This window comes from Pelomonas sp. V22, from assembly GCF_030014915.1.
Taxonomy (GTDB): Bacteria; Pseudomonadota; Gammaproteobacteria; order Burkholderiales; family Burkholderiaceae_C; genus JAUASW01.
In genome coordinates this window covers 18,653-32,524 of sequence record NZ_JAGIXS010000005.1, presented here as the reverse complement: position 1 = coordinate 32,524, position 13,872 = coordinate 18,653, and the positions used below count along the sequence as shown (strand labels likewise).

Here is a 13,872-nt window from a genome sequence, read left to right as displayed (position 1 = left end):
TGCCGCCTGCTGCCCCCTGGGTCAGCATGGCGGCCACATGAGCAAGCACAGCCACCTCTACGACCACATCATCGTCGGCGCCGGCACGGCCGGCAGCCTGCTGGCCAACCGGCTCTCGGCCGACCCGCGCAGGCGGGTCTTGCTGCTAGAGGCCGGCGGCCGCGACGACTACCACTGGATCCACATCCCGGTCGGCTACCTGTACTGCATCGGCAATCCGCGCACCGACTGGCTCTACAAGACCGAGCCCGACGCCGGCCTCAACGGCCGCTCGCTGCGCTACCCGCGCGGCAAGGTGCTGGGCGGCAGCTCCAGCATCAACGGCATGATCTACATGCGCGGCCAGTCTCGCGACTACGAGGCCTGGGCCGAGGCCACCGGCGATGCGAGCTGGCGCTGGGATGCGGTGCTGCCGCTGTTCAAGCAGCATGAGGATCACTGGCGGCTGGATGCTCCTGGTGCAAGCGAGGCCTTCAAGGCCGCCCACGGCCACGGCGGCGAATGGCGCGTCGAACGCCAGCGGCTGCGCTGGGACATCCTCGATGCCTTTGCAGAGGCTGCCACCGAGGCCGGCATTCCGGCGACCGAGGACTTCAACGCCGGCAACAACGAGGGCGTCGGCTACTTCGAGGTCAACCAGCGCAAGGGCTGGCGCTGGAACACGGCCAAGGCCTTTCTGCGGCCCACCTGCTATGCCCGGCCCAACTTCGAGCTCTGGACCGGTGCGCGCGTGCAGCGCCTGTTGTTCGACCGTGTGGAAGGCCAGCTGCGCTGCACCGGTGCCGAGGTCCACACGCCGCATGGCATCGAGGTCGTGCAGCTGAAAGAAGGCGGTGAGCTGCTGCTGGCCGCCGGCGCCATTGGCTCGCCGCAGCTCTTGCAGGTATCAGGCATTGGCCCGGCGGCGCTCCTGCAAAAGCACGGCGTCGCGGTCCAGCAAGACATGAGCGGTGTCGGCGCCAACTTGCAGGACCATCTGCAGATCCGCGCAGTCTTCAAGGTGCAGGGCGCCAAGACCCTGAACACGCTCGCCAGCCATTGGTGGGGCAAAGCCCTGATCGGCCTCGAGTACGCGCTCAAGCGCAGCGGGCCGATGAGCATGGCGCCCTCGCAGCTGGGTGCCTTTGCCAAGAGCAGCGCAAGCAAGGACTGGCCCGACCTGGAGTACCACGTGCAGCCGCTGTCGCTCGATGCCTTCGGCGAGCCGTTGCACGGCTTCAATGCCTTCACGGCCAGCGTCTGCAACCTGAACCCGACGAGCCGGGGCACGGTCAACATCCGCTCGGCCGACCCGGCCGTGGCGCCGGCCATCGCGCCCAACTACCTGAGCACGGAAGAAGACCGCCGCATCGCCGCCGAGAGCCTGCGCCTGACGCGCCGCATCGTGGCCCAGCCGGCGCTGGCGCGCTACCGGCCCGAGGAGTTCAAGCCGGGCCCGCAGTTCCAGAGCGACGAGGAGCTCGCACGCCTGGCCGGCGACATCGCCACCACCATCTTCCATCCGGTGGGCACCTGCAAGATGGGGCGGGCCGATGACGAATCGGCCGTGGTGGACAGCGAGCTGCGGCTGCGTGGCGTGACGGGCTTGCGCGTGGTCGACGCCAGCGTGATGCCGAGCATCACCAGCGGCAACACCAACTCGCCGACGCTGATGATCGCCGAGCGCGCGGCCCGGCTGATCCTCAAGGCTTAGGCCGGCGAGAACCGCTCTTCGAGATAGGCGAGCAAGGTCCGGATCGTCTGCGCCTCGCCGCCCACCGGGCGGCCCGGGCGCGGCGTGTCATTCGAGGCGTAGATGTCCAGGTGCAGCCAGTCCTGCTGGGCCGGGATGAAGTACTCGAGGAACAGGGCCGCATTGATCGCGCCACCCTTGGGTCCCTTGCCGGTATTGACGATGTCGGCGATGTCGCTCTGGATGCCCGGCTGGTAGGGCGCCCACAGCGGCATGTGCCACAGCGGGTCGTCCAGCTTCATGCCGAGATCGACCAGATCGCGAGCGGTGTCCATGTCGCGGCAGAACAGGGCCGGCAGCTCCGGGCCGAGGGCGATGCGGGCGGCGCCGGTCAGCGTGGCCAGGTCGATGATCAGCTCGGGCTGGGATTCGGCGGCATAGGCAAGGGCATCGCAGAGGATCACGCGGCCCTCGGCATCGGTGTTGCCGATCTCGATCTGCAAGCCGGCGCGGGTCTTGATCACGTCGCCCGGGCGGTAGGCATTGCCGGCCACCGAGTTCTCGACGGCCGGGATCAGCACCTGCAAATGCACCGGCAGCTTCAGGGCCATCACCAGGGTGGCGAGGCCGAGGGCATTGGCGGCGCCGCCCATGTCCTTCTTCATCTGGCGCATGCCGTCGGCCGGCTTCAGGTCCAGGCCGCCGGTGTCGAAGCAGACGCCCTTGCCGACGATGGTGAGCTTGGGATGCTTGGCATTGCCCCAGTTCAGCTCGATCAGGCGCGGCGCGCGCGTGCTGGCGCGGCCCACGGCATGGATGGCCGGGAAGTTCTTCTTCAGGAGCGCATCGCCAACGATGGCCGAGAACTTGGCGCCGTGCTGCTTGGCCACGAGCTGGGCCGCCTTGGCCAGCTCTTCAGGGCCCATGTGCTCGGCCGGCGTGTTGACCAGGTCGCGCGTGGCGGCGATGGCATGGGCCAGGGCCAGGCCGCGCTGGGCTTCGGGCGTGGAGACCATGGCCAGCACAGCGGCCGGGCGGCGGCGCGGCTTGTAGACGTCGAACTGGTAGGCGCCCAGTTCCCAGGACAGCGCGGCCTGCTCGGCCGGCACCTGCAGGCCATCGTCGGCCAGGCAGTAGCTGCCTTCGGGCAGGGCCTGCGGCAGGGCCGACAGCACCCAGGCACCGGCGGCATGGCCGACGCCGGCGAACACCTGGCCGAGGGTGCCGTCGGCACCGGGCACCAGGGCGTGGGTGTCGGCCTGGCCTTCAAAGCCGAGAGCGGCGAGCCAGTTGCGGGTCGCGGCCGGCAGTTGTGGCGCCAGCAGCTTGAAAGCCGCCCGGTCAACCACGGTAATGGCGATGGCAGCGGCGGGGACAGACTTGGTGAGTTGGACCGTCATGGCAGCGGAACAATGGGCTGGTAAGCGAGGCCTGCATTGTCGCCCCGCCTGCCAGAAGTCACCGCTACCTGTGGTTTGGTCGGCTTAACTACAGCTTTGCTGAAGACGCGCCAGCAGGGCTTGAGCGGCCGGGTGGGTGTGCACGGCGGGCGCTTCCGCCAGGCCAGTCAGCAGCCGTTCAGCCGTGGCCAGCTGGGGCGTCACCGGGCCGATGAAGCGCAGCTGCGTGCCCGCACCCACCAGCAGGGTCGGGAAGGTGTCGACCTCCAGGTCGCCAACCAGCTCCTCGTCGTCCTCGATGTCCACCCAGACGAAGCGCACGCCCGGATGGCGCTCACGCAGCTGGGCGATGACCTCGTGATAGCTGTCGCAGACGCGACACCAGGCGGCACACAGGCAGGCCACCAGCGGGGCGGAATCGGACGAATCGAGGCTCATGGTTTGCGCAAATGTAGCGGCTGGCCGGGGCTCGAAAAATGTCCGGTCAGCAAATGTTGCTGGACTGTCAACCAACTTGGATTTGTGGGCGTTGTGCCCGTCAACAACCTAGCCAGGGACCCCACCAGAGGGAGCCAGGTTGAGTCAACGGGGCATAAAGCCATGATGAAGTCTCAGCAACGCACGACCGAACAGCAACCGCGCCGCATTCCGATGCCCGAGTGGCAGACCGACAAGGGCCGCAAGCACGAAGCCTTCGAATCCGGCCATTTCGGTGGCGACCGCCGCAGCCTGGCCCTGGCCCAACGCTGCGACCGCAAGCGCTGACTGGCTGACCCTCAGTACCGCCCGGCCGCCCGTAGGTACTGAGGCGCCCCCTCGGGGGGCCGCTCACAGCAGTGAGCGTGAGGGCTTCATTTCTTCAAGGCCCGCTGAGCGGGGCCAAGAGCAAGTCCAGATCCTCCGCCGAGAACTTGGCCGCCATGGCCTCGTCGCTTCCCAGCACGGCCTCCGCCAGCGCTTTCTTGCGCGCCTGCAGCTCCAGCATCCGCTCCTCGATGCTGCCTTCCACCACCAACTTGTAGACAAAAACCGGCCGGTCCTGCCCGATCCGGTGTGCCCGCGCGGACGCCTGCGCCTCGACGGCCGGGTTCCACCAGGGGTCGGCATGGATCACGGTGTCGGCCGCCGTGAGGTTCAGGCCCACACCGCCGGCCTTGAGGCTGATCAAGAGCAGCGGCAGCTCGCCGGCCTGGAAGCGGCCGACCAGCTCGCCCCGTGCGCCGGCCGGCGTGGCGCCAGTCAGCTGCAGATGGGGCAGGGAGAGGGCATCGAGCTCCTCGGACAGCAGGTCCAGCATGCCGGTGAACTGCGAGAACACCAGCGCCCGGCGCCCCTCGGCCAAGAGGCCGGGCAGGGTCTCGACCAGCCAGTCCAGCTTGGCGCGGCCCTGGTTGTCGGCACCCGCCTCGCCCGGCAGCAGGCGCGGGTCGCAGCAGACCTGGCGCAGCTTCAGCAGCGCATCCAGCACCGCGATGCGCGCGCCCTCGAAGCCCTGACGCTCTAGCACCCGCCGCACCTGCTTGTCGGCCGCCACGCGCACGCTCTCGTAGAGCTCGCGCTGCCGGCCGAGCAGGGGCACGCGGCGCAGCACCTCGGTCAGCGGCGGCAGCTCGGCCGCCACCTCGTCCTTGAGCCGGCGCAGGATGAAGGGCCGCACCCGCTGCGACAGCAGCTCGGCCCGCAAGGTCTCTCCGTTCTCCTCGATGGGCTTGCGCCAACGTCGGGCAAAACTGCGTGAATCGCCGAGGAAGCCGGGCATCAGGAAATCGAACTGCGCCCACAGCTCGCCCAGGTGGTTCTCGATCGGCGTGCCGGTCAGGCAGAGCCGGTGGCGGGCCTTGAGCCGGCGCAGCGCCTTGGCCGCCAGGCTGCCGGCGTTCTTGACCTGCTGGGCCTCGTCCAGCACCAGCAAATGCCAGGGCTGGCCGACCAGCTCGGCGATGTCGCGCCACAGCAGCGGGTAGCTGGTCAGCACCAGGTCGAACTCCGCCAGGCGCGCGAAGTCGGCATGGCGCTGGGGGCCATGCAAAGTCAGCACCCGCAAACCCGGCGCCACGCGTGCGGCCTCGGCCCGCCAGTTGAAGAGCAGTGAGGTCGGCAGCACGGCCAGGGCCGGCCGGTCGAGCCGCCCGGCCTGCTTCTCGATCAAGAGATGGGCCAGGGTCTGAGCCGTCTTGCCGAGGCCCATGTCGTCGGCCAGGATGCCCGCGAGGCCCTGCTCGCGCAGGTGCTGCAGCCAGGCCAGGCCGCTGCGCTGGTAGGGGCGCAAGTCCAGGCCCAGGCCGGGGGGCTGAGCGATGGGCGCCGGTTCGCCGGCCGCGCGCAGGCGGCGGGCCAGCAGGCGCAGGTCGGCGTCGCCCCGGAACTGCCAGCCGCTGCGATCGTCCAGCGCTTCGAGCCGGCTGGCCTCCCAGTCGCTCAAGGTGATGGGGCCGGCATCCCGGATCTCGAACAAAAGCTCGACCATCGCGCCGACCACGGCCTTCAAGGGCGCGGCCCGCACGGCGATCCGGCGGCCGCCGGGCGCATGCAGCAGCACCTCGGCATCGTCATCGATGCTGGCGATCAGTTCGGCGCGCAACCAGCGGCCATCGCGGCGCAGCAGGTCGGCGATCAGCGGTGCCAGGTCCAGCGTCTCGCCCTCGATCTCGAGGCCGAGGCTGAGCAGCCAGGAGCCGCGCCGGCCCGAGCCGGCCAGGCGCTCCAAGCGCGCAGTGCAGACCTCGGCCCGGGCCGGCAAATGGGCAAAGCCGGGCGCCAGTTCGATCTCCCAGCCTAGCGCGCGCAGCCGTGGCAGCTGGCTGACGCAGAACTCGCCAAACTGGGCCTCCTGCGCGAGCGTCCAGGGCGCGGCCGGGCAGGCGGCGGCCTCGGGGTCGCGCCATTGCAGGCGTTTCACGTCCACCGGGATCAGGCCCAGCTCCCACAGCTGGTCGCGCGCATCGGCCTCGGCCGCCAGGTCGCGCTGCAGATAGCGGCCGCCGATCTGCTGGCGCGCCGGCCCTCGGCTGTTGAGCAGGCTGCGCGGCGCCGGCGTCTGCCAGGCAAAACCGCCGGCCCCTCGGTAGGTCCAGTCCACCCAGGCCAGGCTCACGCTGTCGGCGCGCGGGCCGATGGCACCGTCGCGCGCCATGCCCAGCAGGCCGTCGCCACGACCGAGGGTGCGCAAGCTCAGGCGCGGGCGGAACGCCGCCTGCACTTCGGCACCGAGACCATCGTCCAGCAATCGATCCAGCAACTTCGCCGCGTCGGCATCCGCGAGGCGCGGCAGGCTGCGCAAGGTGCTGCGGCTGGCCTGGCTGCGCAGCGCACCGGCCCATTGTTCGAGCGCATCGCCACCGGCATCGACGGCCGCATGGCGCGGCAGGCAGAGGATCACGGCGGCGGCGTGCTCGCAGAAATGGCGCTGCTTGCAGCTGCACAGCGCGCTGTAGTGCGGCTGGCCATCACGGCCCAGCACCCCCTGCAGCGTCAGCTCGAAAACTTGGCCGGCCGGTCCCGCGAGCCTAGCCACTGCGCCCTGCTCGTCCTGCTTCAGTTCCAGCAGGCGCTCGCCCAGCAAGGCGCCGCGACGCAGCCGCTCGGGCGCGAACAGCCGGCGCAACTGTTCGGCATCAGGCGGCCAGACGGGGGCGGGAACTGGGGCAGTCATGAGCTCCATTGTCCTGGGCTCGAGGCCCTTCAAATCCTGATCGCCGGAAAGAGCGAGCTTCTCGGCGAGCCTGACGGCATCGTCCCCTGCCGCTACCGCACAATCGCCGCTGGCCGCTGGGGCCGGTTTGAAAGAGGGGATGCTTCGAGTGGCTGCTGTTCGATGGCTGGGGCGCTGGAGCCGCCGTGTCCTGATCCTGCTGTTGCTGGCCTTGCTGCTGTGCCTGCTGCTGGCCGTGCAGACCACGTCGGCCCTGCAGCCCCGCGCGCCGACCTCGGCCGCCGACCTCGATGCCGCGCGCTCCCTGCTGCGCCGCGCCGATCCGCGCCAGGCTCCGGTGGGCCGCTCCCGCGTGGTGGCCGCGACCGAGCGCGAGCTGGACCTGATGTTCAGCTACCTGGCCCGCCATGGCGGCCTGGCCGCCAGCGAACTGAAGCTGGAGCCAGAGCAGATGCGGCTGCGCGCCAGCCACCGGTTGCTTGGCCTGCCGCTGTGGCTGAACCTGGAACTGCGCCTGGTACAGGGCGCCGGCCTGCCCGACATCGCAGGTGGCCAGCTCGGCCGCCTGCCGCTACCGCGCCCGCTGCTGCGCTGGCTGGGCAACAGGCTGCTGGACCGCTACAGCGCCAGCGCCGGTTTCCGCCTGGCCGGCGACCTGGTGCAGCGGGTGGAGTTCCAGCACCAGCGGGCCGTGCTGGTCTACACCTGGCAGGCCGACAGCACACGCCGCGCCCTGGGCAGTCTGCTGCCGGCTGCCGAGCAGCAGCGTGCCCGCGTCTATTGGGAAGCGCTGCAGCAGCAGTTGCCACCGCCGGGCGGCCTGGACCAGCGCCCCACCGTCGAGGTACTGCAGCCGCTGGCCGTGCTGGCCCTGAGCCGCAGCACCGACGAAGCCAGCACGGCCCTCGAGGCGCGCGCCTTGCTGGTAGCCCTGGCCCTGCACGCCTCGGGGCGGGGGCCGGCCACGCTGTTCCCGACGGCCGACGACTGGCCTGCCGCCAGCCCGAGCTGGCTCAGCTTTGCCCGCCGCCAGGACTTCGGCCAGCACTTCCTGATCTCGGCCGCCCTGGCCTCGGAGGCCGGCGGCCCCTTGTCGGACGCCATCGGCCTGCAGAAGGAACTGGCCGATGCCCGCGACGGCAGCGGCTTCAGCTTCAACGACATCGCGGCCGACCGCGCCGGCAGCCGCTTCGGCCAATGGTCACGCAGCGACCCGCGCGGCTGGCTGCAGACGCTGGCCCAGGGCGTGACGGAACCCCAGCTGTTCCCGCCGGTGGGCGACCTGCCCGAGTTCCTGCATGAGGCCGACTTCCGCCGCCGCTACGGCGGACCGGGTGCACCGGCCTACAAGCAGATGATGGAAGACATCGAGCATCGGCTGCAGGTCCTGCTGCCGGTCACGCCGGGCTGAAGGCCGCCGCCCCATCGGCGCTCAGTCGCCGCTCATGCCCTGGTGGTGGCTCAGATGGACCTGACCCCGGAACCACTGCTCCCAGCCGCCGGCGCGCAAGCGGTCCAGCACGGGCCCCTTGACCTCGGACAGGTCAAGCTGCACTTGCTGGCGCCGCAAGGCCGTGTGCAGCTCGCGCAGCGCCTCGAGGCCGGAGAAATCGATGCCGTTGACCGGCGACATCAAGAGGACTACGCGGCGCGTACCGGGATGGTGGTCGATGTGCAGCTGCACCACGTCGGCCAGGCTGCGGGCGTTGGTGAAGACCAGGCTCTCGTCGATGCGCAGGCCCAGCACATCGTCCCGGCATTCGACCTGGTGGCGGTCGACATTGCGGTAGTGCTCGGTGCCGGGCACCCGGCCTATCAGCGCCACATGCGGGCGGGCCGTGCGCTGCAGCAGCAAGGCGATGGAGCCGGCCACGCCGAGCGCCAGCGCTGCCGCGAGGCTCCAGGTCACCACGGTCAGCGTCACCAGCCCCATCAGCAAGGCTTCGGGCCGGGCGAAGCGCCAGGCATCGCGGTAAGGCTGCAGGCGCAGGCCCGACAGCACGGCCACGAGGATGGTGGCTGCCAGCACGCCCTTGGGCAGCCAGGCCAGCGGCGCGGCCAGCAGCCAGGCCGCGAGGCCCATCAGGAGCGCGACGAAGATGCCGGTCATGCGGCTGCGGCTGCCGGCATCGTGCATCAGCACGCTGCGCGAGAAGCTGCTCGCCACCGGCATCGCGCCGCTGCAGCCAGCCACCAGGTTGGCCGCACCGAGGCCCAATAGCTCGCGCCGCGCGTCGATACGTTCGCCGCGCCGGCGCGCCAGCGATTCGGCCACCACGAGGCTGGACACATAGCTCATCAATGCCAGCAGCAGCGCATGCGGCGCGAGGGCGCTCCACAGCTCGGCGTCCAGGCGAGGCAGCGCCAGCCCGAGCTGCAGCGGTGGCAGCGTGCCGACCACGGCCACGCCCCGGCCCGGCACCTCCAGCACCCAGGCCAAGGCGAGGGCGGCGAGCAGGATCAGCAGGGGCGCAAACCGGGCTGCCTGGCCACGCAGGTAGCGCCGTGCCAGCACCAGCAGGGCCAGGGCGCCCAGACCGAACAGGGCCGTGGCGGGATGCAGCGGCGGCAGCTGGGTGGGTCCGCTGCTGCCCAGCAGCGGCGGCAGTTGCGAGAGGGCGATGGACAGCGTCGCGCCGGTCTCGAAGCCATGCAGCACCGGCACGCTCAGCAGCGAAGCCAGCGCATCCAGTCGCAGTGCTGCCGCCGCCAGCAGGATCAGCCCCACCTGCAGTGCCAGCACCAGGGCGCCCTCGGCCGGGCTCACGCCCGCCGGTACGGCAGCGAGGGCCTGCGAGATCATCAGCGCCAGCACCGCCACCGGGCCAATGCCCAGCACCGGGCTGGAGCCCAGCAGCGCATAGGCCAGCAAGGGCAGGAGGCTGGCGTAGAGGCCCACCTGAGGCGGCAGGCCGGCCAGCAGCGCATAGGCCAGCGATTGCGGGATCAGGAGCACGCTAACCACCAGGGCCGCGCTGAAATCCTCACGCAGGAGCCGGCGCGTGTAATCGCGCCAGGAGGTGGCCGGGCTGAACATCAGCCCTCGCCGCGCTGCGGGCCGAGGATCTGCTGCAGGCTGACGCGCTGCGAGGAGCAGGCGGCGTCGAAGTCGGCCTCGATCTGCTGCAGCGTGTCGGCGTCCTGGGCGTCCACCGTGGCAATGCCCATGGCACGGTTGCGGCCTTGCGACTTGGCGGTGTAGAGCGCCATGTCGGCCCAGTTGACCGCCTGCTCCCAGTGCAGGGCCAGGCGCATGGGCGGCAGCGGGAAGTGGGCGAAGCCTATGGAAACGGTGATGTTCAGCGGCCCATCCTCAGTGTTGATCGGTTCGGCGCCGACACTGAACAGGATGCGCTCGGCCAGGCCATGAAGTTGCGACTGGGCCACGCCCGGCGCAAAAACAAGGAACTCCTCGCCGCCCCAGCGCACCACCAGGTCCTGCTGGCGCACCGCATGCGACAGGCGGCGCGCCACCTCGCAGATGACGATGTCACCGGCCGCATGGCCATGGCGGTCGTTCACATGCTTGAAGTGGTCGATGTCGACCATCAAGAGTGCGCCATCGAACTGGTTGGCCGCCTGCTGCTCCATCACCGCCAGGAAGTGGCGGCGGTTGGCCAGTTCGGTCAGCGGGTCGCGCTCGCTCTGGGCACGCAGCAAGGCTTCGTTGGCCTTGAGCTTCTTGTTGGCCAGTTGCACGCGGCGCACCATCACGCCACCCAGCACGACGAGCAGGCCCAGCAGCACGGCCACGGCAACGCCCACCTGTTGCGCCAGGCGGCTGTTGGCAAGCTCCTGGTCCTTGAGGCTACGGTCGCGCTGCAAGAGTTCGAGGTCGCGCTGACCTCGGGTGCGGTCGTACTTGGTGCGCAGCGCCTCCAGCGCCGCCGCCTGAGCGCGCTCGTTGACCTTGACGGTCAGGGCCCGCTCCTCGTGGTACATCGCGATGGCCTCGCGGGCCAGGCCCGCCTCGGCCAGGGCCTCACCCAGCTCGCGCAGCTGGCGCGCCCGCACCACCGGCCGCTGGCCGCCGCCCAGGCGCAGCTGGTCGGCCAGGGCAATCTCGCGCCGCGCGGCATCGAACTGGCGCAGCCGCAGCAGGGCCACGGCCATGTTGTGATGCAGGACGCTCTCGCGATCACGGTCCTTGAAGCGCTGCATCACCGGCAGGGCCTTGCGGGCCAGTTCCAGCGCCCGCGCCGGTTCGCCCCGGTGCATGTAGTAGTCGGCCAGGTTGGACTGGGCCCGCGCCACATGGCGCAGGGCCCCAGCCTGCTGGGCAATCTCCAGGCCACGCAGCTGGAACTGCAGCTGCGCCTGCTTGTTGCCGCCGCGCCCAGCCACCACGGCCTGCGTGGTCATGGCCGTGTACATGCGCATCGAGTCGCCCTCGGCGGCCAGCATCATCTGCTCGAGCCAGCGCTGCATCTCTTCGGGCTGCTCGGCAGCCTGGGCCAGCAGCGCCAGGTCCGAGCTGCTGACCACGACCAGCTGGCCATCGCGGCCGGCCTGGGCCAGCGCGAGACCGCGCTGGGCCAGTGCCTGGGCGGGCTGGTTGGCACCGACATCACGCTGGGCCTGCTGCAGGATGCGCAAGGCCTGCCACTGCGCCCGGAAGTCGCAGCTGCCGCGCTCGACGGCAGCGCGCTCGTCGCCCACCGGGCAGGTCTTTTCCAGCTGGCCTACGGCCTTGCCGGCGCCGGCCACGGCGGCCTCGTCGTCGCCCCGGCGATCTGCCTGCATCGCGCGGAGCAGCTGGACGCGCCCTTCCTGTTCGGGATGGGCCGCCAGCTGCTTGATCAAGGCCTCGGCGGCTTCGGTGCGACCCACGTCGAGCAGGATGCGGGCGCGTGTGTAGATGACCCGCTGCTGCAGCCCCTCAGCGACCCGAAGCTCGCCCAGCTTGGCCAAGGCAGCGTCAGGGTCCTGGCTGCCTTCGGCTTCCAGCTGCGCCAGCTGGGCCTCCAGTGGCTGCAGCGGCCCGGCCGCCAGCACCTGGGCCAGCACCGGCATCTGCAACAGCAGGGCCGCGAGCAAGGGCAGCAGACGGGTTCTCGCCATCACAGCCGGCTCTCCCCGGGCGGGCCTTGCAGCACGCTCATGCCCACCTGGCCTTCATGCCAGGCCGCTTCCATGCGGGTGGAGAGGGCCTGCAAGCCGGCTTCGTCATTCACGTCCATACGCTCGATGCCATAGGCGCGGTTGCGACCATGGGCCTTGGCCATGTACATCACCGTGTCCACGAGGTCGATGGCGCGCTCCCAGTCCACGCTCAGTTCGTTGGGTGCCAGCGGAAAGCTGCCGAAACCGATGGAGGCGGTCACCGGCACGCGCAGGCTGCCATGCTGGATGGCCGGCTGGGCGATCAGGTCCAGCAGGCGCTGGGCCAGGTGCTGGGCGGTGGCGGGGTCGCGGGTCTCGACCACGATCAGGAATTCCTCGCCGCCCCAGCGCACCACCAGATCGTCCTCGCGCAGCGCGGCGCGCAGCCGGCGCGCCACCTCGATCAGCACGCTGTCGCCGGCGGCATGGCCGTGCTGGTCATTCACACGCTTGAAATGGTCGATGTCGATCAGGAAGACCGTGCCCGACAGCCCGCCCTTGGCCGCCAGGCGCTTGATGGCGGCCTGGAAATGGCGGCGGTTGGCCAGGCCGGTCAGCGGGTCGCGCTCGCTCTGGATCTTGAGGCTCTCGTTGCTGGTGGCCAGGGCCTGGTTGGTCCGGCGGATGCGCTGGTAGGCCATGCCCAGCAGAGCGGCAGACAGCACGATGCAGCCGCCCAGCGCCGCCCACAGCTTGAGCTGCAGGTCGCGGGCGCGGATCTGCTCGGCCTTGAGGCTGTTGTCACGGTTGAGCAGCTGGATCTCCTTGGCGCGCTGATCGGCGTCGTAGCGCTCCTGCTGCTCCAGCACGGTCTTGCGCGCGTCTTCGCGCAGCACGCTGTCGATCAGCACGCGGTGGCGGTGCAGGGCGTCGATGGCACCGGCCCAGTCGCCGGCTTCCTCGAGGTACTGGCCCAGCTCGGCCCAGCCGTCGGCGGCAATCGAGATGGCGCCCTGCTGCTCGTCCATGGTGATGGACTGGCGCACCTCCTGCTTGCCTTCCTCCACGCGCTTGAGCGCAATCTTGGCAATGCCGCTGTTGTGCAGCGACACCGACTCGGCGCTCAGCTGACGGGCCTCTCTCGCCATCGGCAGGGCCTGGCTGGCCAGCTCCAGCGCGCGGGCAAACTGGCGTTGGCGCAGATAGAAGTCGGCCAGGTTGCCGAGGTTGAGCGCGATCACGCCTGGCGCGCCGGCCTTGGTCGAGTACTCCAGCGCCTTCTCGAAGGACTGGCGGGCCGTGGTCAGGTCGTCGAGCTGGGTGTAGACGATGGCACGGGCCGTCTGCACCTGGTTGAGCGTCAGCAGGTCGGGGGACGGGTCGCTCTCGGCCACCCGCACCGCTTCCTCGATGCCTTGCTTGGCGCGTTCGAACTGCTGCGTCCGGGCCATCAGATTGGCAACGTCGGCCAGGACCAGGGCCTTGCGCCAGGCCTGGCCACTGCGCTCGGCCAGCTTCATGGCCTGATCGATGGCCACACTGGCCGCATCGAGATTGCCGGCATCGGATTCGGCGAAGGAGCGCAGCTGCTGGTAGCGCAGCTGCAGCAGCAAGGGCAGGGCGGCCACGCCCCCGGCCGGCGCCTGGCGCAGCAGCTTGACCGCCTCGCGCAGGTCGCCACGGTCGCGGTTGAAGCGCGCCCAGGCTGTGGCGGCCACCACCTTGGCAGCGGGCGCTGTCCGGGCATTGGGCCACTGCTCCAGCTCGCTCGCGACTTGCTCCAGTGTCGTGCGGTCGATCGACATGCCGGCCAGCTCGCCGCGCAAACCCAGCACATGCAGGCGTTCTTCGCTGCCGGGCGCCGTCTGGCCCTGCAGGCGGGCCAGCTCGGCCAGGTGTTCGCGGGGCCGGGCCCGCGCATTGCGTTCGATGCGCTCCAGCGCCTGGTTCAGCTGCTTGCTGTCAGCGGCCTGCGAGGCGGCGCTGCTGGCGGCAGGGTCGGTCGCCTGCTCGCTGGTGGGCTGGCAGCCCAGCAGCAGGCACAGGCCTAGGCCGGCCAGCGCATGGGCTTGCACCCGCGGCGATGGCCGGCGGAAGAGGGCGGA

Annotated in this window: 9 protein-coding genes; 3 read left to right on the top strand and 6 right to left on the bottom strand. The window is 70.4% G+C overall.

Translation table 11 applies throughout. The annotated features are described in order from the left end of the window. Positions 1–37 precede the first annotated feature (37 nt). Positions 38–1,693, top strand: coding sequence for a GMC family oxidoreductase N-terminal domain-containing protein (locus tag J7U46_RS16225; RefSeq protein ID WP_282827692.1), 1,656 nt, complete (start codon positions 38–40; stop codon positions 1,691–1,693). Here J7U46_RS16225 and J7U46_RS16220 read toward each other — a convergent pair. Together J7U46_RS16220 and J7U46_RS16215 are read right to left on the bottom strand one after the other, a co-directional pair. Beyond that, on the bottom strand, positions 1,690–3,072 hold the full coding sequence (locus tag J7U46_RS16220; RefSeq protein WP_282827690.1) for a leucyl aminopeptidase family protein: 1,383 nt from the start codon (positions 3,070–3,072) through the stop codon (positions 1,690–1,692). The two genes, J7U46_RS16225 and J7U46_RS16220, sit on opposite strands and share 4 nt — an antisense overlap. 84 nt (positions 3,073–3,156) lie before the next feature. Next, the gene (locus tag J7U46_RS16215; protein ID WP_282827688.1) at positions 3,157–3,510 is read right to left on the bottom strand and encodes a thioredoxin family protein; all 354 of its coding nucleotides are present in this window, start codon (positions 3,508–3,510) and stop codon (positions 3,157–3,159) included. A 162-nt stretch (positions 3,511–3,672) separates the two neighbouring features. On the opposite strand from J7U46_RS16215, the gene J7U46_RS16210 reads away from it, so the two are divergent. Then, positions 3,673–3,837, top strand: a complete 165-nt coding sequence (locus J7U46_RS16210) for a hypothetical protein (protein WP_282827686.1) — start codon at positions 3,673–3,675, stop codon at positions 3,835–3,837. Positions 3,838–3,931: 94 nt separating this feature from the next. On the opposite strand, the gene J7U46_RS16205 is transcribed toward J7U46_RS16210, so the two are convergent. Next, positions 3,932–6,724, bottom strand: coding sequence for a DEAD/DEAH box helicase (locus J7U46_RS16205; RefSeq protein ID WP_282827684.1), 2,793 nt, complete (start codon positions 6,722–6,724; stop codon positions 3,932–3,934). Positions 6,725–6,872: 148 nt separating this feature from the next. On the opposite strand from J7U46_RS16205, the gene J7U46_RS16200 reads away from it, so the two are divergent. Continuing rightward, entirely contained in the window at positions 6,873–8,135 is a 1,263-nt protein-coding gene (locus J7U46_RS16200) for a hypothetical protein (RefSeq protein ID WP_282827682.1), read from the top strand. Positions 8,136–8,156: 21 nt separating this feature from the next. Here J7U46_RS16200 and J7U46_RS16195 read toward each other — a convergent pair whose 3' ends face one another. The 3 genes from J7U46_RS16195 to J7U46_RS16185 are packed head-to-tail and all read right to left on the bottom strand — an operon-like array spanning position 8,157 to position 13,842. Next, positions 8,157–9,761 carry a SulP family inorganic anion transporter gene (locus J7U46_RS16195; protein WP_282827680.1) on the bottom strand — a complete coding sequence of 535 codons (1,605 nt, stop codon included), beginning with the start codon at positions 9,759–9,761 and terminating at the stop codon, positions 8,157–8,159. Further along, positions 9,761–11,785, bottom strand: a complete 2,025-nt coding sequence (locus J7U46_RS16190; RefSeq protein ID WP_282827678.1) for a tetratricopeptide repeat-containing diguanylate cyclase — start codon at positions 11,783–11,785, stop codon at positions 9,761–9,763. The genes J7U46_RS16195 and J7U46_RS16190 overlap by 1 nt, the downstream gene beginning before the upstream one ends. Then, positions 11,785–13,842, bottom strand: a complete 2,058-nt coding sequence (locus tag J7U46_RS16185; protein ID WP_282827676.1) for a diguanylate cyclase — start codon at positions 13,840–13,842, stop codon at positions 11,785–11,787. The genes J7U46_RS16190 and J7U46_RS16185 overlap by 1 nt, the downstream gene beginning before the upstream one ends. Positions 13,843–13,872 lie beyond the last annotated feature (30 nt).

Excerpts from the sequence above, each read along its gene's own strand:
- J7U46_RS16220 (WP_282827690.1), bottom strand. The coding sequence starts at position 3,072 with ATGACGGTCCAACTCACCAAGTCTGTCCCCGCCGCTGCCATCGCCATT.
- J7U46_RS16205 (WP_282827684.1), bottom strand. The coding sequence starts at position 6,724 with ATGACTGCCCCAGTTCCCGCCCCCGTCTGGCCGCCTGATGCCGAACAG.
- J7U46_RS16215 (WP_282827688.1), bottom strand. The coding sequence starts at position 3,510 with ATGAGCCTCGATTCGTCCGATTCCGCCCCGCTGGTGGCCTGCCTGTGT.
- J7U46_RS16210 (WP_282827686.1), top strand. The coding sequence starts at position 3,673 with ATGATGAAGTCTCAGCAACGCACGACCGAACAGCAACCGCGCCGCATT.
- J7U46_RS16190 (WP_282827678.1), bottom strand. The coding sequence starts at position 11,785 with ATGGCGAGAACCCGTCTGCTGCCCTTGCTCGCGGCCCTGCTGTTGCAG.
- J7U46_RS16225 (WP_282827692.1), top strand. The coding sequence starts at position 38 with ATGAGCAAGCACAGCCACCTCTACGACCACATCATCGTCGGCGCCGGC.
- J7U46_RS16195 (WP_282827680.1), bottom strand. The coding sequence starts at position 9,761 with ATGTTCAGCCCGGCCACCTCCTGGCGCGATTACACGCGCCGGCTCCTG.